Origin of the sequence: Methylophaga sp., from assembly GCF_009711715.1 — a bacterium.
Taxonomy (GTDB): domain Bacteria; phylum Pseudomonadota; class Gammaproteobacteria; order Nitrosococcales; family Methylophagaceae; genus Methylophaga.
The window spans coordinates 252,397-274,593 of the sequence record NZ_VENF01000011.1; the positions used below are offsets into that span (position 1 = coordinate 252,397).

Below are 22,197 nucleotides of genomic sequence, written 5' to 3' on the forward strand. Positions count from 1 at the left end.
GGTTTATTCTGAAACTACTCCCCGACAGATTAACTTGTCAATCCGATGCCGGGCTGTTCAGCACTCCGGGAGCCAGCCTATTTTTTCAGACACCGCTGCACTGTAAGACATTTGATGATCGGACGCTTTGGCGTAAAATGATTTTCTATTTCTGGAATGGAGACTGCAGTGATACTCAACGTCAAATGGCTTTGCCTCGTATCAGCAGCGTTATTGCTGAGTTTCAGTGTCCATGCCCAGATCTATAAATGGGTCGATGAAAACGGTCAGACACATTATTCACAACAACCGCCCGAATCGGGCCAGGCTGAGATGATCGACGTTCCGCCTCCGCCACCGATTAATCCTGATGAAGCACGCGACGAAGTGCAGGAACTGATTGAGCAGCAACAAGCTGCGGAACAGGCTGAACTGGAGGCTGAGCAACAAGCCCGGCAAGCAGCAGAACAGGAGGCCGTTCGCGAAGAAAACTGTCGGATCGCCCGGGAAAATCTGCGTTCATACCAGAATAATCCCGGCCGTCGCATCATGGATCAGGAAGGTAACGTGACCCGCCTGACCGAAGAAGATCGCCAGCAGAAAATCCAGGAATTTCAGGAACAAGTCGACCTTTACTGTCAATAAAGGAGAACAAGATGCCTTATCTTAATATCCGTACCAACCAGGAAGTCAAAGACGAAGCGACATTAATGAAAGTTGCCAGTCAGACCGTATCCCGGGCTTCCGGCAAACCCGAGACCTATGTGATGATAACCATTGACCAGCAAAAACCGATGCTGTTCGGTGGCAGCGATGCTCCCACTGCCATACTCGATTATCGATCGCTGGGACTGCCCGGCGACAGACAGGGCTTTTCCGATACCTTATGTTCGATGATCAATGAACAACTTGGCATTGATGGCAGCCGGATTTATATCAGCATGACTGATTCAGAGCGTCAGAACTGGGGCTGGAACCACAGTACTTTCTGACCATTTAATTCATTACTTTTTGAGACTGGCACCGCCGGCTTCCGGCGGTGCCGTTTTTGCGACACAGGAATAACAACAAGCGATGCGTGCCTCCAACCTGCTCATTTCCACCCTCAAAGAAACACCGGCCGATGCCGAGATTGTCAGCCACCAGCTGATGCTGCGTGCCGGCCTGATTCGCCGGCTGGCTTCCGGGCTTTATACCTGGCTGCCGATGGGACTCAGAATTCTCAGAAAAACCGAAGCCATCATCCGCGAGGAAATGAACAACAGTGGTGCCCAGGAAGTGCTGATGCCTTCCGTGCAGCCGGCTGAACTCTGGCAGGAAACAGAGCGCTGGCAAAAATATGGTCCGGAATTGCTGCGACTGGTCGATCGTCACCAGCGTGACTTTTGTTACGGCCCGACTCATGAAGAAGTCATCACCGATCTGGTTCGCCAGGAAATCCGCAGCTATAAGCAGCTGCCGGTGAATTTTTATCAGATTCAGACCAAGTTCCGTGATGAAATCCGTCCCCGCTTCGGTCTGATGCGCGCCCGTGAATTCCTGATGAAAGATGCTTATTCCTTCCACCTGGATCAGGCCTCTCTGCAACAAACCTATGATGAAATGTTTGCTGCCTATTCACGTATCTTCAGCCGCATCGGTCTCGATTTCCGTGCTGTTCAGGCCGATACCGGCAGTATCGGCGGTAATGCCTCCCATGAGTTTCATGTGCTGGCCAGCTCCGGTGAGGATGCGATTGCCTTCAGTGACAGCAGTGATTACGCCGCCAACGTCGAACTGGCTGAAGCCATGGCGCCGGCCGGTCAACGACCTGCTGCTGCGGAAACCCTGGCCAGCGTTGAAACGCCACAGAAACATACCATCGAAGAAGTCAGCGAGTTTTTAAACAAACCGGCTTCTCAATGCCTGAAAACCCTGTTGGTCGAAGGAGCCGAAGAAGGCAGCGTGGTGGCACTGGTGCTGCGCGGCGATCATGATCTCAATGAAATTAAAGCAGAGAAACATCCGCTGGTCGGCTCTCCCCTGACTTTTGCCACACCGGAACAGGTACTGGAAACCTGCGGCGCCAATATCGGTTCCATCGGCCCGGTAGGACTTGATATTCCGGTTCTGGTCGATCATTCAGCCGCCTTTGTCAGTGACTTCGTCTGTGGCGCTAATGACAATGAAAAACATCTGACCGGCGTCAACTGGGGCCGTGATTTGCCGGAACCACAAACCGCTGATCTGCGTAATGTCGTCGCCGGCGATCCCAGCCCGGATGGTCAGGGTACGCTGGAAATTGCCCGTGGTATCGAAGTTGGCCATATCTTCCAGCTGGGCGATAACTACAGCAGCAAAATGAACGCGGTGGTGCTGACTGAGTCCGGCAAATCCCAGATCATGACCATGGGCTGCTACGGTATCGGTGTATCACGTGTCGTGGCTGCTGCGATTGAACAGAACCACGATGAGCGAGGCATTATCTGGCCGGAAGCCATCGCGCCTTTTCAGGTTGCGCTGGTCCCGGTGAACGCCCATAAGTCAGTCAGGGTCAAAGAAAAAGCGGAAGCTATCTATCAGCAACTGACCGCCGCCGGAATTGATGTACTGCTTGATGATCGCGGTCTGCGTCCCGGTGTGGCCTTCGCAGATATGGAATTGATAGGTATTCCGCACCGCCTGATCCTGGGTGAACGTGGCCTCGACAACGGCCAAATCGAATACAAAAACCGCCGTAGCGGTGAAGGTGAAGACTTCCTGCTGGAGGAAGTTGTCACTGCGATTAAACAGAAACTGAGTTGAATCAGCCCATGAGTTGCATCAAACAATCTGATCTTATCGACAGCGTTGCCGACGCGTTGCAGTTCATTGCCTGCTATCACCCGAAAGATTTTATTCAGGCGATGAGCCGGGCTTATGAACGCGAGCAGTCTCCGGCGGCGCGTGATGCGATCGCACAGATTCTGGTCAACTCACGGATGTGTGCCGAAAATAACCGTCCCATCTGTCAGGACACCGGCATCGTCAATGTCTTCGTTAAAGTCGGCATGCAAGTACAGTGGGATGCCGAGATGGGCCTGGATGACATGATTAATGAGGGTGTCAGGCGGGCTTATCTGCACCCGGATAATGTGCTGCGGGCCTCCGTCGTCTCTGATCCGCTGGGTAGCCGCCAGAATACCAAAGACAACACGCCGGCCGTGATTCATACCGAGCTTGTGCCCGGTGATAGCGTCGAGATTCAGATTGCTGCCAAAGGCGGTGGCAGTGAGAATAAGGCTAAGTTCACCATTCTTAACCCTAGTGACAGCCTGGTGGACTGGGTTCTTGAGACCGTCCCGAAAATGGGCGCCGGCTGGTGCCCTCCCGGCATGCTTGGTATTGGTGTAGGCGGCACCGCCGAAAAAGCCATGCTGATGGCCAAAGAATCTTTAATGCATCCTATCGATATTCAGGAGTTGATTGACCGGGGGCCCGAAACCGCCGCTGAGAAGTTGCGGGTCGAGCTCTACGATAAAGTCAACAAGCTCGGTATCGGAGCTCAGGGTCTGGGCGGTTTGACTACGGTACTGGACGTCAAAATCAGTGACTTCCCGACCCATGCTGCCTCGTTACCGGTCGCGATGATTCCCAACTGTGCTGCCACCCGCCATATCCACTTTACTCTGGACGGCAGTGGTCCGGCTGAATTCGAGCCGCCGAGCCTGGATGACTGGCCGGATATCACCTGGGAAGCTGCTGAAAACACCCGACATGTTAATCTGGACAGCGTCACGCAGGCGGATATTGAACAGTGGCAGCCGGGCGAGACATTACTGCTCTCAGGTCATCTGTTAACCGGGCGTGATGCCGCACACAAGAAAATCGCCGATATGCTTGCACAGGGTCAGCCTTTACCGGATGGGCTCGACTTCCATAACCGCTTTATTTATTACGTCGGTCCTGTCGACCCGGTTGAAGGCGAAGTCGTCGGTCCTGCCGGCCCGACCACGGCGACCCGGATGGACAAGTTCACTGAAATGATGCTGGGCGAAACCGGCCTGTTGGGCATGATCGGTAAAGCCGAGCGTGGTGATGCCACTATCGAGAGCATTAAAAATCATCGTTCTGTCTACCTCATTGCAATCGGCGGTGCGGCTTACCTGGTGTCGAAAGCGATTAAGTCATCGCGCATGATCGCCTTTGAAGAACTGGGCATGGAAGCGATTCGCGAATTCTATGTAGAGAACATGCCAGTGACTGTCGCCGTCGACTCTCGTGGTGACTCGGTACATGAAAACGGTCCTAAACAATGGCGGATCAAGCTTGAAGGGCTTACAATCGAGGCATAGCCCTGTTGTATGGAGACAGCCATGACTCTTGCCATCCCCTTGCATCTTCTCGCCGCCGTCATCTGGGTTGGGGGGATGTTTTTTGCCTATATGGTTCTGCGACCTGCCGCTGCCGGGCTGCTGCCGCCTGAACAACGTCTCCCGCTATGGAGCGAAGTATTCAAACTGTTTTTCGCCTGGGTCTGGATCGCGATCATTATATTGCTGGCAACCGGCTTCTGGATGATTCACCTGCTGGGTGGCATGGGTGGCGTTGACGGTGTCGGAGTACATGTCCATGTCATGCTGCTCACCGGCATCTTTATGATGTTGATTTTCATGCATGTGTTTTTTAATCCATTTAAAAAGCTCAAATGGGCAGTCGCCGAGCATGACTGGATCACTGGCCGCAATGCGCTGACCAAAATCCGCAAGCTGGTTTTGCTGAACCTGATTCTGGGACTGCTTACCATCGTCATTGGCGCTTCAGGACGCTACTGGCCTGTGCTATGAAACTGATAAAGCTCTGCCCCCTGATTCTGCTCTCATTGCCTGTGCTTTTACAGGCCGAGACCATCAAACGCATTCAGAATGCCGACGGCAGTGTTGAGTTCAGTAATGTCGGTTCTGCTGCAGGCCAGCAAACCGTCATTTACAAATCCCAGACCGGTCAGGGTTTTGTCTTTTCGGACCAAAAGCCGGAACATGGCCATTTTGAAATACTGAAATACAGTTGTTTTGCCTGTAATCCCGACTCCAGAATCAACTGGCACACTATCAGTCTGAACACTGCTTCCTATGCCACTGAGGTCAATCGCATTGCCATTAAATATGACATCGATCCGGCGCTGGTACGTGCTGTTATACATGCCGAATCGGCATTCAATGCCAAAGCCCGCTCTAATAAGGGCGCTCAGGGGCTGATGCAATTAATGCCGGGCACAGCCAGAGACCTCGGTGTGCGTAATGCCTTTGATGCCAATCAGAATATTGAGGGCGGCGTGAAATATCTTGCCGATCTGCTAAAACAGTTTGAAGGCGATATCGAACTTGCCACCGCCGCTTATAATGCCGGCCCTAATGCCGTGAAAAAATACAACGGCATTCCACCCTATGCCGAGACCAAAGTCTATGTAGAACGCGTCGGCATTCTGCATCAGCGTTATCGCAATGAAGGTTAAAAGCACTAAAAAGTTATTGAACGAGCATGATGCGCTGACGCATGCCACTATGCAGAAAGTGAGTTCTCATGTTCAGCGCCGAGATGGTGACTGGATAATGAATACAGTGCTTGTCGAAGGTCAGGATATCCCTTTCAAATACAAACGCCGAAAACTGTACAAATCATTAAAAGGCGCACGTGTTGATATGATTTTTTACCCGGACACAGAAACCGTTGCCGGAATGGACTTCCCGTTTATGCGGGTGGTGAAAATCAACCTATCCTGAACCCGGCACCTTAAGCGTCAGCCGTCCTTCCCGTTGGGTAATATCAAGATGCTTCATAAAGCTCATCCCCAGTAAAACGACATCATCGGGCATATGCGGGTTAATACTGGCCTGAATATTCTGTAGTGTGATTCCACCCAGTTTCACGGTATCCAGCCGGGTCTGATAAACCGTGATAACACCATTCGCGGTCGAGACCATCCCCCTCGCCCCCCGCTTAAGCCCGGCGGCTTGGGCAATATCCTCGGGCACACTCACATGCGTAGCGCCGGTATCAAGCAGGAAGTTGACCGGATGTCCATTAATCAGACCCGGTGCCAGATAATGGCCGGCACGATTGCGTTCCAGCACCACCTCACCACTGACTGACTCCGAACTGAGCAAAGCGTGATTGGGGTTATCGCGTTGCACAATCAGTCCGTTGAAAAACAGCGTTAACGAGGCCATAAAAAACAGCCAGAAGAGAATTGTCAGTAATCTGCCGGAAAATATTTTAGGCGGTTCAGGTGCACTCATAGTCTTGATTTTAACTGTAATCAGACATTAAGACACCTGCAAGTCAAAATGAATCCGGGGCTATAATTACGGTTCAATTACGTTAAAATGGCGCCGTTCAATGAGAGGTGACTTATCGATACTATCAGTATTTTAGGCAGTGGCTGGCTGGGCAGGCCGCTTGCAGCCCATTTGACAGCACTGGGTCACCCGATCAAACTGTCAACACGCAGCGAGGCCAAGCAGGCCGAATTAAAGCAGGCCGGCTTTGACGCTTATCTGGTGGATATCGATAAGGATGAAGAGATCAATGCTGATTTTCTCAGCGCAGAAATCCTGATCATCAATATCACCAGTAAAAATAGCGCGGGTTTCAAGCGTCTGGTTACCGCTATTGAACGGAGTAAAATCAGCAAACTGCTGTTTGTCAGTTCCAGTTCGGTCTATCAGAACCTCAACCGTGAAGTGACTGAAGACGAAGGCGCCGAAAATCCGGACAGCCCGCTGTTTCAGATAGAGCAATTGTTTCAGCAATCATCCTCCTTCAGCACGACCATACTGCGTTTTAGTGGGCTGGTCGGTCGTGGCCGCCACCCCGGTCGCTTTTTTCGCGGTGGCAAAACAATCAAACAGCCTGATGCCCCTATTAATCTGATTCACTTTGATGACTGCATCGGCATAATTGACGCGATCGTCCGTCAGGGTGTGTGGGGTGAGAAATTGAATGGCTGCAGCGATACTCACCCCAAAAAACGGGAATTTTACGCTGATATGGCACAGCTGGCTGGTGTTCCATTGGCAGATTTTGCTGAGGATGACACACTAAAATTTAAGATTGTTTCCAATCAGAAAATAAAACAACGATTACGGTATCAACTTCAACATCGGGACTTGATGCAACTGAATCAGGAGCATTATGAGTGATTCATCGCTTTGTCCATGCAACAGTGGATTATTGTACAAAGAGTGCTGCCAGCCGCTGCACCAGCACACACGGGTAGCAGAAGACGCCGAAAAACTGATGCGCTCACGCTACAGTGCATTTCAACTGGGCCTGGTTGACTACCTGCTGGAAACCCTCCATCCGTCGAAGCGCCATCCGGGTGAGCGCGAAGCCTTACAGAAGAGTATTTCTCAGACTGAATGGCTGGGTCTGAAAATCATCGATCACAAAGAGGCCAACAATCTGGCCGAAGTTGAATTTGTCGCTTTCTATGATGATGACCCTCTCGGTCAACTCCGTGAGCGTTCCCGCTTTACCCGTGAAGCCGGCCGCTGGTTTTATCATGACGGCTTATTCCTGCCGCCACTGAAACTGGGCAGAAATGAAGTGTGCTTCTGTGGGAGTGGTAAAAAATTCAAGCAGTGCCACGGCAGCTGATCAGGCGGCGGCTCCCAGATAGCGTTTACGCTTGCTGGCTTTTAACTGTTGCAGGTCGACCATCACCAGACCGTCAATACAGTGGCCGAAGTCAGCATCAATATTGAAATCGATAAAACGTACCCCGCCCTGCTCACAGACATCAGCATACTGCTTGTAAAGGGTGGGCACGGTGACATTCATATGTGCCAGCTGTTCTCGTAAAGCAACGAAATCCTCGTCGGCATCCTCGCCGGTCAATGTCTGCCAGACCTGTTGTTTCAGTTCACCATCAACACTGTAGGGCACGCGGGCATTGGCCAGTTTGTCAGTATCAGCAAAATAAAGCCGGTAATAGCTGACAATCAGCGCTTTAGCGAATTCAGGGTAACTGTTGCTGAGACTGACCGGACCAAATAAATAACGAATCTCCGGGTAACGCTGCAAGTAGGCGCCGATTCCATACCAGAGATAATCCAGGCTTCTGCGGCCCCAGTATTTCGGGCTGACAAAACTACGGCCCAGTTCGATGCCCTGTTCGAAAAACGGCTGCATTTTCTCACTGTCATAGGCAAACAGCTCCTCACTGTATATGCCACGACTTTTATCCTGTGACTGAATGCGTTTGACCTCTCCCAGCCGATAGGCACCGGCAATTTCTAGTTCCTGCTCATCCCATAGAATAAGATGGCGATAATCCCGATCATAGCGATCCAGATCCCGACGTTTACCGGTCCCTTCGCCGACCTGGCGGAAGGTCAGTTCACGTAAGCGGCCAATTTCATGCATCACTGCCGAGTCCGGCCGGTAATCAAACAGGTAGATTTTTTTGTTATCGGCGGTCTCGCCCAGCAGTTCCGCATTCTGCAACTCACGCTTGATAAAGCGTCTTTCTATCGGGTGCGCAATGGTCTGTTCGGTCTTGAACAGCGGTTTTTTGCCTTTGGCCAAACGGTAAAGATGGCGACGCAGTAGTTTGGCTTTTTCCGCTTTGACCAGAGGCAGTTGTTCAATTTGCAGATAGGGAATGGTTTCACCGACCCGCATGGTGATGTTCTTGGAGTTTTTATTGAACATCTCATGGGCCAGCATCATGCCAGACAGGGGTTTATAGACCATGGAGGCGCTGTAAAACAACGAGGAGTTACGGGCACCGATAAATATCGGTAGGATCGGCGCATTGGTTTTCTTGGCAAAGTTCAGGAAACCGCTGTTCCACTTGCCGTCGCGGACGCCGCTGGGGCGGATTCTGGAGACTTCTCCAGCCGGAAACACAATCACCGCTTCATCGTTATTAAGACTCTCAACGATACGCGCCACACTACTTTTTCGGGTCGATTTGGAGAGGTTATCCACTGGCAGGAACAGGGACTCCAGGGCAGCAAAATTCATCAGCATATCGTTAGCAACGATTTTGACATCGCGTCTGACCTCACCCACCAGTTTGAGCAGAGAAAGACCATCCAGAGCGCCCAGCGGATGATTGGCGACGATAACTACACGACCTGTCGCGGGTATATTAATGCGGTCACGATGGCTGATACTGTAGCTGAAATTAAAATAGTCCAGCACCTGATCGATAAAATCGAAGCCCCGCAGATCCTGGTGCAGTTCCAGGAAGCGATTGACTTCATGTTCGTGGGTAATTTTGCGTAAAAAGCCCAGTGTCGGCTTTTTTATCCAGGGACTGGTGTGTTGAAACCGGGGGAATTTCTGTTGAACTGCCTGTTCAATATTGAGCATCGTTGATCTCTGTGCCTGTCTATCGAAGGCAAGCTTAAAGCGATGCTGTTACCACTTGATGGCAGTTTGATGACGCTTAGATGACAGCCCGGCACAGCGGGCCCGCATCAATGATGCGTCGGAATGGGTGAAGTATAGCGCCAGTGCAATAATACCGAGACCCCGGCCAGCCAGCAGGTCGATCGGACCATGGAAATCCATACTGATCGCATGTTCAAAGAAGTTGACGATGAGGATAATCAACACCATACGACCCAGGCGGGCTTTGAGATAATCAAGATCTGCTGATCGCCAGCACCTTGGAATGATCGCTGGACTCCGCCTCGTCTATCTTGCTGATAAAGAGTTCATATAAACCCAGTGAGAAAATAGACATCGCCCGAAGCCATATAAAACATGGCCAGTGCAGTCAGCATGCTGGCAATGACCGCAGTCAGCACTATAAAGCGGCTGTTCCACAGCGCTTTTTCAAACCATTTTCCACCGGGCTCCGGTTTAAATCTATTAAGCCGCTTGCACCGGAATGGAATGGCGCATGTGCGTGATATCGTTGTTCTCGTCGAGATAAACCAGGGTTGGCTTATGTTGCTCAGCTTCTTTTTCGTCCATGCTGACATAGGCACAGATGATGATGCGATCACCCGGCGAGGCTTTATGCGCCGCCGCACCATTAACGGAAATGATCTTGGAACCGTCTTCAGCGCGGATGGCATAGGTAGTAAAACGCTCACCATTGGCGACGTTATAGATCTGGATTTGCTCGTATTCGCGAATACCGGCGGCTTCCAGAAATTGGCCATCGATTGCACATGACCCCTCATATTCCAGTTCGGAATGGGTCACGCACGCACGGTGCAGTTTGGCTTTTAAGAGTGTCAGTTGCATAGCGGACAAATCTTGTGGGTTAGCCCAATATTATCGCTTGTTAGAGAAACTCAGGCAAGGTCACACAGAATATTATCTATCAACCTGACTGAGCCGAGTCTGGCAGCGACCAGAATACGCAGTGCTGTCCTGTCACCGGGTTGCGCCGGCCGCAGATCATCGGCACGGCGGATATCAAGATATTCCGGTTCAAAACCAGACTCTCTGAGTTGAGTCTGAGCAGCCTGCGTCAATGCGTCAAGATCGGTTTCACCGTTTTCCAGTGCCGTGCGAATGGTCATCAACTGCTGATACAGCAATGGCGCCGTCAAGCGCTGTGTATCGCTAAGCAGATTATTTCGTGAACTCATGGCAAGGCCACTGTCTTCACGCCGTGTGGGCGCGCCAACAACATCGATCGGGATATTCAGATCGGCAACCAGCTTTTTAATTAACAGCAGTTGCTGATAATCCTTTTCACCGAAAACGGCAATATCGGCCTGCACCATATTGAATAACTTGGTAACTACCGTGGCGACGCCATCAAAATGGCCGGGCCGACCCAAACCACAGAGTTTGTCATCCATACCGGGCACATGTACGCTGGTCTGCTCGCTCATGCCCTGTGGATATACCACGCTGTCATCGGGCGTAAACACCAGATCGCATTCCTGTTCACTGAGCAGATTAATATCTTCTGTCAGCGTACGCGGGTATTTTTCCAGGTCATTTTTATCATTGAACTGCAGCGGGTTGACATAGATGCTGACCACAATGCGATCGGCCAGCGCTTTTGCTTTCTGCACCAGCGATAGATGCCCCTCATGCAGATTACCCATGGTAGGGACAAAGGCAATTAACTCATTATTCGCTCGCCAGGTTTTGATACGGGTACGCAGTGCAACTGTGTTATCCACCACCTGCATCAGAATTGCTGCTCCGAAGTCGGGAACTCGCCGCTTTTAACTTGCTGCACGTATTTACTGATCGCGGCCTGAATCGAACCGGTGTCAGCCAGAAAATCATGACTGAAGCGGGGCCGTCTGCCGGGCGTCAGCCCCAACATGTCGTATAGCACCAGTACCTGTCCATCGCAGTCTTTACCGGCACCAATACCGATAACAGGGATCGTCAGCGCTGCAGTGACTCTGGCCGCCAGTGTGGCCGGTACACATTCCAGTACCAGCATATCGGCACCGGCCTGTTCCAGTTTCAGGGCATCAGCAAGCAATTCATCGGCTGCTTCTTTTTCGCGTCCCTGAACGAGATACCCGCCCAGTCGGTGGACCGACTGCGGTAATAAGCCCAGATGGGCGCAGACCGGAATCCCCCGCGCCGTAAGCTGGGCGATAGTGTCGGCGATAATCGCACCGCCTTCGAGCTTGACCATCTGTGCCCCGCCCTCTGCCATCAGTCTCGCTGCATTAGCAATCGCCTGATCGGCATTGGCATAGCTCATAAACGGCAAATCAGCGACGATAAACGCTTTGTCACTGCCACGGGCGACATTGGCGGTGTGATAAATCATGTTATCAACGGTCACCGGCAGCGTACTCTCCTGGCCCTGAATCACCATGCCCAGCGAGTCGCCGACCAGAATCACCTCAACGCCGGCTTCCTCCAGCGCGTGGCTGAAGCTGGCATCATAAGCTGTCAGTACCGCGATTTTTTCCTGTGCCGCTTTCATTTTGCGTAACGCAGTCAGGCTCAAACGACTCATGATTATTTCTTCTCTTTAATCGGGAGCGGATTGTAATAGTGGCGGCCGCTCTGAATAGTGCAAATCTGTTCCAGTAACTGCTGATAATCCTGTTCGCTGTTCACCAGATCAATCTGCTCGGCATTGACGATCAACAGGGGCGAGGCATCGTAGTAGTGGAAAAAGTCGGCATACGTATCGGCCAAACGTTTCAGGTAGCCCTCTTCGATATGCTGCTCATAGCTGATGCCACGCTGCGCAATGCGTGATTTCAGTACCGGCAGTGAAGCCTGCAGATAGATAACCAGGTCCGGTGTGCGGTGATGCAAAGTCAGGTTGTCATACACCATATGGTAGAGCGCCAGCTCATCATCATCCAGGGAAATCTGGGCAAACAGCTTGTCCTTTTCCACCATGAAATCAGCAATATGCAGATCATTAAAAAGATCATCCTGGTTCAGTGTTTTGCTGAGCTTGACCCGTTGCATCAGAAAGCTCAGCTGGGTAGGCAGCGCAGATTGCTTGGGGTACACATAAAACTTTTCCAGAAAAGGATTCTGTTCCGGTTGTTCCATCAGGGTGGTAGCACCGAAGCTATCGGCCAGGCGCTTGACCAGATGGGTTTTGCCGACGCCGATAGGGCCTTCGACAACAATATAGTGATGAGGCAAAGACTGATTCATGACTGATTATTTTCCAACGGCACTAATCCCTCCGGCGGACAATGTGCCTTGATAGCGGCCAGACTATCGAGTCCGGGAATCTGCAAATCCGGCGCAATTTCTGCCAGTGGATAAACCACAAAAGCACGCTCGGCAATGCCGGGATGCGGCACGGTGAGTCGTTCATCTTCAATGACTTTATCAGCATAGAGCAGGATGTCGAGATCCAATGTGCGCTCACCCCAGTGACGCTTACGGATTCGGCCATGTTTTTGCTCGATCTGCTGCAGGGCATCCAGCAACTCATGTGGCGTCAAATCGGTCTCTACACCAACAACTGCATTGATGTAGTCGGGTTGATCCTGTGGCCCCATCGGCGGGCTGCGGTAGAGTGAGGACTGGGCCACCAGGGTGGTTTTTGTGACAGCACGGATGTCTTCGATCGCGGTACGCACCTGCTGCTGTGGCTGTTCCAGGTTACTGCCGAGTCCGATATAAGCCAGCATTAATCATCCTTTGGCGCTTTATTGGCGGCCGGCTTTCTGCGACGCCGGCGACGGCGTGGTTTAGCCGCTTTGTCCCCCCCGGACAGGCCTGCCACCATGCTTTCCTGTTCATTGGCTGAGACTTCCTGAAAGCGTGTCCACCAGTCAACAATGTCCTCAAGCGGCTCACCCGCTTCGTTTCTCAATGCCAGAAAATCATAGGCAGCACGGAATTTCGGGTGCAATAAAGATCTGAAAGCCCGTTTGCCCTGTCGCTTCATCAGTCTGGGCTGCATATTCCAGATATCCCGCGTCACCATGCTGAAGCGCTTAGGTACTGCGACTCGCTGCACCTGATCGGTGATGACTTCGGATGAGGCCCGCTGCATGGCCGGAATTTCCGGCATACCATGCTCCATCAACAGCTGAGCCCGCTGCCTGGCCGGCTCCCACAACAATGCGGCAAACAGAAATGCCGGCGTTACGGGTCTGTCGTCATCAATACGGCGATCGGTATTTTCCAGCGCTTTCATCAGCAGCGTTCGTGGGTAACCGTCCTTTTCTTCATGCAGCAGTTTCGCCGTTTGCGGATACATTTCATCAAACAGGCCATAGTGACACAACAGTTCATGGGTCACCGCAGCATTACCGGTGAGATAAAGCTTGAGCGTTTCGTCAAACAACCGGGCAGGCGGAATATCGCTGAGCAGGCCAGCCCATTTGAAGATACCGGCTTCGGTTTCCTTGTCCAGTTTCAAGCCCAGCTTGCCGACGAAGCGCAATGCACGCAGCATTCTGACCGGATCTTCCCGGAAACGGGTTTCTACATTATCGATAAGTCTGATCAGCCCGGCATTGAGATCTTCAATCCCGCCGGTGTAATCAACTATCGAGAAATCGCGGATATTGTAGTAAAGCGCATTGATGGTGAAATCGCGTCGCCAGGCATCCTGCTCCAGTGTGCCGTAGACGTTGTCCTGCATGATGCGGCCCTGTTCATCCACATGGCTGCTGGTCTCAGGCGGCGCGCGGAAGGTGGCAACCTCGATCACATCACGGCCAAAGCGCACATGTACCAGTTTGAAGCGGCGGCCAATCAGCCGGCTTCGTCGGAACAGACTGTGGACCTGTTCCGGTAAGGCATTAGTGGCGACATCAAAGTCCTTGGGTTCATGCCCCAACAGCAAGTCACGCACACAGCCACCAACAAGGTAAGCCTCATAGCCGGCATCCTTGAGGGTATAAAGCACATTCAGCGCGTTCTGGCTGATTTGCTTGCGCGAGATAGAGTGCTCGCTGCGCGGCACGATCACAGGTTCATGACCACGACGATCATTATCACCGTTTTTGCCCTTAACCAGTTTATTAATCAGTTTATTGATAGACAGCATAAGCCGAGAATAATACCACGGGAATTAACATCACTCGTCTTTAATCGTTGTTCACAACAGGCTCATCTGTACCGGGCTGAACGAGCGACGATGAATGTCGCTCGCGCCCAATTCAATCAGCGCCTGCTGGTGTTGTTTAGTCGGATAACCTTTGTGTTTGGCAAAGCCATAGCCCGGGTAGATCGCCTCCAGTGCAACCATCTCCCTGTCGCGTGCGACTTTGGCCAGAATGGAAGCGGCAGCAATGGCCTGCTCAGATTGATCGCCCTTGATGATCGTCGTAACCGGACAGTTGAGACTGGGCGCGTGAATCCCATCCACCAGTACGTGTCCCGGTGTTATCTTCAAGCTCTCAACAGCGCGTTTCATCGCCAATAATGAGGCCTGCAGAATATTGAGTTCATCAATTTCGGCGGGTTCGGCCCGGCCCAGTGCCCAGGCCAATGCTTTTTCTTTAATTAAAGGTTCAAGCAGTTCACGACGCTTCTCTGTCAGTTTCTTGGAGTCAGCCAGACCTTCAATCGGATTGTCAGGATCCAGAATCACGGCAGCGGTCACCACGGGGCCGGCCAGAGGTCCCCTGCCAACTTCATCCACCCCGGCTACCAGCAGAATCTCAGTCATGCGCTGCATCCAGCCTATCCAGAATGAGCTGTGCGGCATTATCCGCTCCGCCTGCCGGCCCCAGTGCAGTCAGTACCTGCTGCCGAATATATTCGGCGCGTTGCTTCGCCTGCGGATCAGTCAGTAACGGTGTCAGATGATGATCCAGATTCTCGACTGTCACTTCATCCTGCAGCAGTTCGGTGACAATATTGTCGTTCGTGACAATGTTGCACAGCCCGACGTAGGGAATTTTGACCAGGTGCTTCAGAATTCGGTAGCTCATCGGAGCCACACGGTAGACGATGAGATGAGGCACGCCCATCAGGGCTATTTCCAGTGTCACTGTACCGGATGCTGCAACAATCGCATCGCAGCTGCGAATCACATCATAGAAGTCACCGGAAACGACCTTAATATCCAGATCCGATCGCCTGAGCATCGGTTGCAGAAAGTCCATATCGAGACCCGGTGCCAGAGGCAGCAGTACTTCCAGATCAAAATGCCGCTGTTTAATTTTCTCAGCAGTTTGCAACATGATTGGCAGTAAAGCTTCAACTTCACTGCGACGGCTTCCGGGAAACAGGCCAAGCACGCGATGTTCAGGATCCAGCTCAAAATGTTGTTTAGCCTGAGAGACAGTTAAATCTGAATGAACAGCGTCGACCAATGGGTGGCCGACACAGGTGACCGCTATACCGGCATCCTGATACAGTGTTTCCTCAAAGGGAAACAACACGGCCATATGGTCGACATAGCGCCGTATTGTCTTTATCCGCCCTGGCCGCCAGGCCCAGACCTTGGGGCTGATGTAATACAACACCGGAATGCCCAGCTTGTGTGCCTTTTTAGCCAGTTTCAGATTGAAGCCCGGGTAATCGACCAGAATCAGTAAATCCGGTTTCTCTTTTTGCAGCCGTTCGACCAATTCATTAAATACGGCTTTAATCTCACGATATCGCTTAAGGACTTCCACCAGCCCCATCACCGCCAGTTCCCTGAAATCGGTGAATATTGCGGCACCAGCCTGGCGTAGCGCATCGCCTCCAATCCCGGAAACCGTAATATCGGGACGCCTGGCTTTAAGGGCAGCAATCATCCGGCCGGCATGGGCATCGCCTGAGGCTTCACCAGCCACAATGACTATGCGCTTGGGTTTGGTCAAAACTCGTCAGCCTCAAGATAACCGGTCAGTTCCAGGCCAAAACCGGACACCCCGGTAAGTTTGGTCGGGGTACCAATTACACGCATTTTCCTGACGCCCAGATCCGCCAGGATCTGGGCACCAACACCAAAGGTACGCAAGTCCCAGCCACCGGCAGCCGGAGGCGGCGTTTCGGCCTCATCTTCCTGCTGGTAGCGTAAGATCTTGGCAGCAAGCTGTTTGTTCTGTTCCGGCTGCCGCAAGACCACTAGCACCCCTTTACCAGCCTGTTGGATTTTCTGCATCACCGCCGGAATAGGCCAGTGACTGGGGTCGCGTACGGAACCCAGTAAATCGCCGAGCGGATCGGCCATATGCACCCGCACCAGTGTTTCCTGATCGGCTTCAATATCTCCGTACACCAGCGCCAGGTGCACCTGCCCATTCACCGAATCCTGATAGCTGTGCAATCTAAAGTTGCCATAGTCGGTGGGAAAATCACAGTGTGACAATTGCTTCACTGTCATTTCATTTTCCAGCCGGTAACTGATGAGATCGGCAATAGTCCCGATTTTGAGGTTATGGGTCTGGGCAAATTTTTCCAGATCCGGTCTGCGCGCCATACTGCCGTCATCATTGAGAATTTCGACGATGACAGCCGCCGGGGAACAGCCCGCCAGTTGCGCCAGATCACAGCCGGCCTCAGTATGACCGGCGCGGGTCAACACGCCACCGGGTTGTGCTTTCAATGGGAAGATATGACCCGGTTGAACTAAATCATCCGGTTTGGATGCCGGGTTAACAGCCACCTGAACGGTCAGTGCGCGGTCAGCAGCAGAAATACCGGTGGTCACGCCCCTGGCTGCCTCAATCGAGACAGTAAAGTTGGTTGAATAGGGTGTCTGGTTATCGGACACCATCAGCGGCAAGCGTAATTCGCGGCAGCGATCCTCTGTCAGGGTTAGACAGATAAGTCCACGGCCGAAACGGGCCATAAAATTGATGGCCTCGGGCGTGACCTTTTCCGCGGCCATGATCAGGTCACCTTCATTTTCACGATCTTCATCATCCATGATGATGACCATTTTGCCCTGTTTCAGCTCTTCGATAATCTCAGCAGTCGAGTTCAACTCCATCAGATAAATCCATGTTTTTGCAGAGTGTCACGGCTGATACCTTCCTGTTTATTTCCGAGCAACAGGCGCTCCAGGTAGCGGGCAATCAAATCCACTTCCAGATTCACTACGGTACCGGTTTTATAATCACTGATAATGGTCTCCTGCATTGTATGCGGAATGATATTGACTTCAAACCAGCCCGGCCCGACCTGGTTCACAGTAAGGCTGGTGCCATCAATGCAGATTGAGCCCTTTTCAGCAATGTAGCGCTCCAGATTGGCCGGGACTTCAAAACGGAACTTGACCGAACGGGCTGAAGCTTCCATCACAGCGACTTTGCCTAACCCGTCAACATGACCGCTGACGATATGACCACCGAGTCGATCCCCCACCGCCATAGCTTTCTCAAGGTTGACACTGGAACCCGGTTTCGCCTGTCCCAGACTGGTGCGATCCAGACTTTCACGAGAGACATCAAAGCTGAGCTGAGCGCCCTGGATATCAACGACGGTCAGGCAAACACCGTTGACTGCGATACTATCGCCCAGCTTGACATCATTCAAATCCAGCTTGTCGGCATCAATTTTCAGCCTGAGATCACCACCGCTGGGCTGGACTGATTCCACTTTACCCAGGGCTGCAATAATTCCGGTAAACATGCTCGCTTCCTTAATTAAAACTTTTCGTTATATTGGGGTGTGGCGGTAATACGCCAGTCCTGCCCGATGGCCCGCATATCGGTGATATGCAGGGAGATATTCTGGGCCATGGTTTCCATGCCGGGCAGATGAAATACGCCACGCGCCATATCACCCATGATTTTAGGTGCCATATAAATCACCAGTTCATCGATGAGTCCGGCCTTCAATAAAGCCCCGTTAAGCACGGCACCCGCTTCCACCATCAATTCATTGATTTCACGCTGGGCCAGCACGGCCATCAGGGCATTCAAATCAATAATATCGCCATCTCCCGGCAGCAGCACCGTATCGGTGTTTTTGGGTGACGGTTTATCTACCGCGGTCGCCAGGAGCACCTTTTCCTGACTCAAAAGACGGGCATCGGCCGGTATACGCATCTGGCCGTCAACGACGATACGTAGTGGTTGCCTGACTTTCTGACCCTCGGGGTACCACTCAACATCGCCCTGTTGCGGACGCACGTTGAGTAAGGGGTCATCAGTCAGAATGGTGCCGATGCCGGTCAGGATGCCGCTGCTGCGGGCACGGAGTTTCTGCACATCATTTCTTGCCTGCGGACCAGTAATCCACTTACTTTCTCCGGAGGCCATTGCGGTACGGCCATCCAGACTCATTGCCAGTTTGCTGCGAATGAAAGGTCGGCCAATTCGCATACGCTGGCAAAAGCCCGGGTTCAGTTTTTCAGATTGAGAAGCCAGAATGCCGGCATGAACTTCAATACCGGCTTCTTCCAGTCGACGGATACCCGCCCCCGAGACGATCGGATTGGGGTCTGTCATGGCGATAAAGACGCGTTTGACATTAGCCTTGATCAAGGCATCAACACAGGGCGGAGTACGGCCGAAATGACTGCAGGGTTCAAGCGTGACATAACAGTCAGCCCCACCCGCCTCACTGCCGGCCTGGTATAGTGCATTGACTTCAGCATGGCCTTCGCCAGCCCGCATATGCCAGCCCTCGGCAATGATCCGGCCGTTTTTAACCAGCACACAGCCGACCCGGGGATTGGGGTCAGTAGTATAGAGGCCGCGCTCGGCCAGTTGGATGGCTCTCGCCATGTAGTGTTCAGGTGTCGACATGACAATCTCTTGCTGAACCGGTTGCCTCGGCGAAATTTTATTATGCCTGATAATCACGCCCATATCGCTATCAGGCTGAGTTCTTTAGTTTTGGTCTGAATCCGGTTCGGTCTGGCTTTCCATCCGTTCAATCTCTTCACGGAAAGCATTTACATCCTGGAAACTGCGATAGACCGAAGCGAAGCGGACATAGGCCACTTCATCAAGTTCACGCAGCGCATCCATCACCCAGTCACCGACCAGACGGCTATCCACTTCACGTTCACCGGTCGCCCACAATCGGCGGGTAATGCCCTTCACGGCGGTATCAACATCATCGATACTGACTGGCCGTTTTTCCAGTGCCCGCATAATGCCTGCCCGCAGCTTGTTTTCATCAAACAACTCACGCGAGCGATCACGTTTAATCAGCCTGGGCAGGCTGAGTTCTGCGGTTTCATAAGTGGTGAAACGTTCATTGCATTCGACACACATACGCCGCCGGCGGATGGCATCGCCCTCCGCCGACAGCCGTGAGTCAACGACTTTGGAATCATCGGCACCACAAAATGGACAGCGCATGAATATCCCGTCTTACGCGTAAACCGGCAGGCGGTCGCAGACTGCGACAACCTTGGCCTTAACCTCATTAATGACGTCATCGCTGCCTTTGGCCTCAATCACATCACACATCCAGTTCGCCAGATCACGACACTCTGCTTCCTTGAAGCCGCGCGTGGTCACAGCTGGCGTACCGACACGGATACCGGAAGTCACAAAGGGTGACTGCGGATCGTTAGGCACTGCATTTTTATTAACGGTGATATGGGCATTACCCAGCCAGGCATCGACTTCTTTACCGGTCAGACCGGCTTCGATAAAGCTGACCAGGAAAAGGTGATCATCGGTGCCGTCAGATACGACATCGTAACCGCGGCTCATAAAGACATCCGCCATCACGCGGGCGTTTTTGATGACCTGCTCCTGATAGGTTTTGAATTCCGGCAGCATCGCTTCTTTGAAGGCGACCGCTTTCGCCGCGATCACATGCATCAGGGGACCGCCCTGGAAACCCGGGAATACGGCTGAGTTCAGCTTTTTCTCGATTTCCGGGTTGGCTTTAGCTAAGATCAGACCGCCTCGTGGACCGCGCAGTGTTTTGTGCGTGGTCGTGGTAGTAACGTCAGCAATCTGAACTGGATTCGGATACAGACCTGCAGCAACCAGACCGGCAATATGCGCCATATCAACCAGCAGGTAGGCACCGACTGAATCAGCGATGTCACGGAATTTCTGCCAGTCAATCACGCGCGAATAAGCAGAGAAACCGGCGACGATCAGCTTAGGCTGATGTTCTTTAGCCAGGCCGGCCACTTCGTCATAATCAATTTCACCAGTTTCAGTGTTAATGCCATAGGACACGGAGTTATAGATTTTACCGGAAGCACTGACCTTGGCACCGTGAGTCAGGTGACCACCATGGGCCAGGCTCATACCCAGAATCGTGTCCCCCGGTTGCAGCAGAGCAAGGTAAACCGCGGCGTTAGCCTGAGAGCCGGAATGGGGCTGCACGTTGGCATAATCGGCGCCGAACAGTTCCTTGGCACGGGCAATGGCAATATCTTCAACGGTGTCAACATGTTCACAGCCGCCGTAATAACGCTTGCCGGGATAGCCTTCTGCGTACTTATTAGTCAAAGACGAGCCCTGCGCTTCCATTACACGCGGGCTGGTGTAGTTTTCGGAAGCGATCAGTTCGATATGATCTTCCTGACGCTTGTCTTCGGCTGCAATCGCGTTGAACACTTCATCGTCAAAACCAGCGATGCTCATGTTTTTCTTGTACACCGTAATCCCCTGTGTCTGATATAAAATGGGACCTTATTCTATCTCACAAAGCAGCCATCATCTATGGCATAGTGACAGTTTTATTCGAACGGGGATTTGCTAGCAGATTATGAAAATCGGATTAATCGGTACAGGCCTGATGGGACAAGCGCTGGCAACACATTTGCTGGCTGAGAATCAGCCATTAATGGTGTATAACCGCAGCCCGGAAAAGAGTGAAGAATTACAGGAACGCGGTGCCGAAGTGGCGAGCAGCGCACAAGAGGTTGTTGAACAGTGTGATATCTGCCTGTTATTTCTGAGTGATGCAGAAGCAATTCAGATGGTACTGGACTCGATCGATGCAACCGCATTCAGGGACACGCTAATCATTCAGATGGGTACCATTGCACCGGAAGAATCCAGGCACTTTGCTGAACAGATTAGTACTCAGAAAGGTCGCTACCTGGAATGTCCGGTACTCGGCAGCCTGCCTGAAGCGAGAAGCGGCAAACTGATCCTGATGGCCGGCGGCAGTGACAAAGACTTCCAAACTGCGCTGCCCCTGCTGGAACTCATTGGCAAGCATCCGCAGCATATCGGCAGTGTCGGCCAGGGCGCGACTGTGAAACTGGCCATGAACCAGTTAATTGCCGGACTGACCGCAAGTTTTGCCCTGAGCCTGGCCCTGGTAGAAAAAGAGGGTATCGAAACCGAGCAGTTTATGAAGATTGTCCGCGACAGTGCACTCTATGCACCGACTTTTGATAAGAAACTCAGCCGCATGCTGGAACGGGATTTTGATAATCCCAACTTCCCTACCAAACATCTGGCCAAGGACACCCGGTTGTTTCTCTCGGTCGCTGAAGAGCTGGGGCTGGATACCAGCGCACTACAGGGTATCGAAATTTTATTACAGAAAACACTGGAAATGGGGCTTGATAACACAGACTACTCAGCGCTAATGGCTGCCGTGTCACCCAGACACAAATAGAGCAGGCAGCGATTAAGCTGCTATCAGTATTGAGCGTGCAGACATAAAAAAGCCCTCTTTTTGAAGTGACCCCATAAAGTTGGACTCATTTTTAATCGACAACCAAGGCCTGTTTTCGATATTGAATCGGACTCAGGCCTTTTAGTTTGAGCTTAATCCGTTTGTTGTTGTAGTAATTGATGTACTCTTTGATGCTTTCAATGAGTTCATCGGCGTTTCGAAAGACTTCGTTATGATACATTTCTGTTTTTAATATCCCGAAGAAGTTTTCAGCAACCGCGTTATCTAAGCAGTTCCCCTTTCTTGACATGCTCTGAGGCAAGCACTTTTCTC

Annotated in this window: 28 protein-coding genes; 10 read left to right on the forward strand and 18 right to left on the reverse strand. The window is 52.1% G+C overall.

Annotated features, from left to right (window positions below):
- Positions 1–168 precede the first annotated feature (168 nt).
- From FH755_RS09445 to FH755_RS09475, 7 genes are all read left to right on the forward strand, one after another.
- The gene (locus tag FH755_RS09445; RefSeq protein WP_292440863.1) at positions 169–624 is read left to right on the forward strand and encodes a DUF4124 domain-containing protein; all 456 of its coding nucleotides are present in this window, start codon (positions 169–171) and stop codon (positions 622–624) included.
- Between the two features lie 11 nt (positions 625–635).
- Complete coding sequence (locus FH755_RS09450) at positions 636–971, forward strand: phenylpyruvate tautomerase MIF-related protein (protein ID WP_292440864.1); 336 nt, start codon at positions 636–638, stop codon at positions 969–971.
- Between the two features lie 82 nt (positions 972–1,053).
- On the forward strand, positions 1,054–2,763 hold the full coding sequence (locus tag FH755_RS09455) for a proline--tRNA ligase (protein WP_292440865.1): 1,710 nt from the start codon (positions 1,054–1,056) through the stop codon (positions 2,761–2,763).
- 8 nt (positions 2,764–2,771) lie between these two features.
- Complete coding sequence (locus FH755_RS09460; protein WP_292440866.1) at positions 2,772–4,292, forward strand: fumarate hydratase; 1,521 nt, start codon at positions 2,772–2,774, stop codon at positions 4,290–4,292.
- 21 nt (positions 4,293–4,313) lie between these two features.
- Positions 4,314–4,784, forward strand: coding sequence for a CopD family protein (locus FH755_RS09465; RefSeq protein ID WP_292440867.1), 471 nt, complete (start codon positions 4,314–4,316; stop codon positions 4,782–4,784).
- Entirely contained in the window at positions 4,781–5,452 is a 672-nt protein-coding gene (locus tag FH755_RS09470; RefSeq protein WP_292440868.1) for a lytic transglycosylase domain-containing protein, read from the forward strand. Before FH755_RS09465 ends, FH755_RS09470 begins: the two co-directional genes overlap by 4 nt.
- Positions 5,442–5,720, forward strand: a complete 279-nt coding sequence (locus tag FH755_RS09475) for a hypothetical protein (protein ID WP_292440869.1) — start codon at positions 5,442–5,444, stop codon at positions 5,718–5,720. Before FH755_RS09470 ends, FH755_RS09475 begins: the two co-directional genes overlap by 11 nt.
- On the opposite strand, the gene FH755_RS09480 is transcribed toward FH755_RS09475, so the two are convergent.
- On the reverse strand, positions 5,712–6,167 hold the full coding sequence (locus FH755_RS09480) for a retropepsin-like aspartic protease (RefSeq protein ID WP_292440870.1): 456 nt from the start codon (positions 6,165–6,167) through the stop codon (positions 5,712–5,714). The two genes, FH755_RS09475 and FH755_RS09480, sit on opposite strands and share 9 nt — an antisense overlap.
- Positions 6,168–6,383: 216 nt before the next feature.
- On the opposite strand from FH755_RS09480, the gene FH755_RS09485 reads away from it, so the two are divergent.
- Both FH755_RS09485 and FH755_RS09490 read left to right on the forward strand, forming a co-directional pair.
- Positions 6,384–7,139, forward strand: coding sequence for an NAD(P)H-binding protein (locus FH755_RS09485; RefSeq protein WP_292440895.1), 756 nt, complete (start codon positions 6,384–6,386; stop codon positions 7,137–7,139).
- Positions 7,132–7,596, forward strand: coding sequence for a YchJ family protein (locus tag FH755_RS09490; RefSeq protein WP_292440871.1), 465 nt, complete (start codon positions 7,132–7,134; stop codon positions 7,594–7,596). Before FH755_RS09485 ends, FH755_RS09490 begins: the two co-directional genes overlap by 8 nt.
- On the opposite strand, the gene FH755_RS09495 is transcribed toward FH755_RS09490, so the two are convergent.
- From FH755_RS09495 to glyA, 16 genes are all read right to left on the reverse strand, one after another.
- Positions 7,597–9,318: a lysophospholipid acyltransferase family protein gene (locus FH755_RS09495; protein WP_292440872.1), complete on the reverse strand. Its 1,722-nt coding sequence runs from the start codon at positions 9,316–9,318 to the stop codon at positions 7,597–7,599.
- A gap of 48 nt (positions 9,319–9,366) precedes the next feature.
- Positions 9,367–9,567, reverse strand: coding sequence for a hypothetical protein (locus FH755_RS09500; RefSeq protein WP_292440873.1), 201 nt, complete (start codon positions 9,565–9,567; stop codon positions 9,367–9,369).
- A gap of 25 nt (positions 9,568–9,592) precedes the next feature.
- Positions 9,593–9,694, reverse strand: coding sequence for a YqhA family protein (locus tag FH755_RS09505; protein WP_292440874.1), 102 nt, complete (start codon positions 9,692–9,694; stop codon positions 9,593–9,595).
- A 128-nt stretch (positions 9,695–9,822) separates the two neighbouring features.
- A complete protein-coding gene (gene panD / locus FH755_RS09510; RefSeq protein ID WP_292440875.1) occupies positions 9,823–10,203 on the reverse strand; it encodes an aspartate 1-decarboxylase in 381 nt (126 codons plus the stop codon).
- 50 nt (positions 10,204–10,253) lie between these two features.
- A complete protein-coding gene (panC, locus tag FH755_RS09515) occupies positions 10,254–11,108 on the reverse strand; it encodes a pantoate--beta-alanine ligase (protein WP_292440876.1) in 855 nt (284 codons plus the stop codon).
- The gene (gene panB, locus FH755_RS09520) at positions 11,108–11,902 is read right to left on the reverse strand and encodes a 3-methyl-2-oxobutanoate hydroxymethyltransferase (RefSeq protein ID WP_292440877.1); all 795 of its coding nucleotides are present in this window, start codon (positions 11,900–11,902) and stop codon (positions 11,108–11,110) included. The genes panC and panB overlap by 1 nt, the downstream gene beginning before the upstream one ends.
- Positions 11,903–11,904: 2 nt before the next feature.
- Positions 11,905–12,564, reverse strand: coding sequence for a deoxynucleoside kinase (locus tag FH755_RS09525; RefSeq protein WP_292440878.1), 660 nt, complete (start codon positions 12,562–12,564; stop codon positions 11,905–11,907).
- The gene (gene folK, locus FH755_RS09530) at positions 12,561–13,049 is read right to left on the reverse strand and encodes a 2-amino-4-hydroxy-6-hydroxymethyldihydropteridine diphosphokinase (protein WP_292440879.1); all 489 of its coding nucleotides are present in this window, start codon (positions 13,047–13,049) and stop codon (positions 12,561–12,563) included. Before folK ends, FH755_RS09525 begins: the two co-directional genes overlap by 4 nt.
- The gene (gene pcnB, locus FH755_RS09535) at positions 13,049–14,419 is read right to left on the reverse strand and encodes a polynucleotide adenylyltransferase PcnB (RefSeq protein WP_292440880.1); all 1,371 of its coding nucleotides are present in this window, start codon (positions 14,417–14,419) and stop codon (positions 13,049–13,051) included. The genes folK and pcnB overlap by 1 nt, the downstream gene beginning before the upstream one ends.
- Positions 14,420–14,470: 51 nt before the next feature.
- Entirely contained in the window at positions 14,471–15,043 is a 573-nt protein-coding gene (rnhB, locus tag FH755_RS09540; protein ID WP_292440881.1) for a ribonuclease HII, read from the reverse strand.
- Positions 15,036–16,187, reverse strand: coding sequence for a lipid-A-disaccharide synthase (gene lpxB, locus FH755_RS09545; protein ID WP_292440882.1), 1,152 nt, complete (start codon positions 16,185–16,187; stop codon positions 15,036–15,038). The genes rnhB and lpxB overlap by 8 nt, the downstream gene beginning before the upstream one ends.
- The gene (gene ribBA / locus FH755_RS09550) at positions 16,184–17,302 is read right to left on the reverse strand and encodes a bifunctional 3,4-dihydroxy-2-butanone-4-phosphate synthase/GTP cyclohydrolase II (RefSeq protein WP_292440883.1); all 1,119 of its coding nucleotides are present in this window, start codon (positions 17,300–17,302) and stop codon (positions 16,184–16,186) included. The genes lpxB and ribBA overlap by 4 nt, the downstream gene beginning before the upstream one ends.
- The gene (locus FH755_RS09555) at positions 17,302–17,943 is read right to left on the reverse strand and encodes a riboflavin synthase (protein WP_292440884.1); all 642 of its coding nucleotides are present in this window, start codon (positions 17,941–17,943) and stop codon (positions 17,302–17,304) included. The genes ribBA and FH755_RS09555 overlap by 1 nt, the downstream gene beginning before the upstream one ends.
- Positions 17,944–17,957: 14 nt before the next feature.
- Positions 17,958–19,064, reverse strand: coding sequence for a bifunctional diaminohydroxyphosphoribosylaminopyrimidine deaminase/5-amino-6-(5-phosphoribosylamino)uracil reductase RibD (gene ribD, locus FH755_RS09560; protein ID WP_292440885.1), 1,107 nt, complete (start codon positions 19,062–19,064; stop codon positions 17,958–17,960).
- Between the two features lie 84 nt (positions 19,065–19,148).
- Complete coding sequence (gene nrdR / locus FH755_RS09565; protein ID WP_292440886.1) at positions 19,149–19,625, reverse strand: transcriptional regulator NrdR; 477 nt, start codon at positions 19,623–19,625, stop codon at positions 19,149–19,151.
- A gap of 12 nt (positions 19,626–19,637) precedes the next feature.
- Positions 19,638–20,891, reverse strand: coding sequence for a serine hydroxymethyltransferase (glyA, locus tag FH755_RS09570; protein ID WP_292440887.1), 1,254 nt, complete (start codon positions 20,889–20,891; stop codon positions 19,638–19,640).
- Positions 20,892–21,000: 109 nt separating this feature from the next.
- Between glyA and FH755_RS09575 the strand changes: the two genes are divergently transcribed.
- Positions 21,001–21,864 (forward strand): NAD(P)-dependent oxidoreductase, encoded by an 864-nt coding sequence (locus tag FH755_RS09575; RefSeq protein ID WP_292440888.1) that lies wholly within the window; start codon positions 21,001–21,003, stop codon positions 21,862–21,864.
- Positions 21,865–21,955: 91 nt separating this feature from the next.
- Here the strand turns inward: FH755_RS09575 and FH755_RS09580 are convergent.
- Positions 21,956–22,197 (reverse strand): IS3 family transposase (locus FH755_RS09580; RefSeq protein WP_292440889.1); only part of this gene is annotated, 242 nt, incomplete at its 5' end.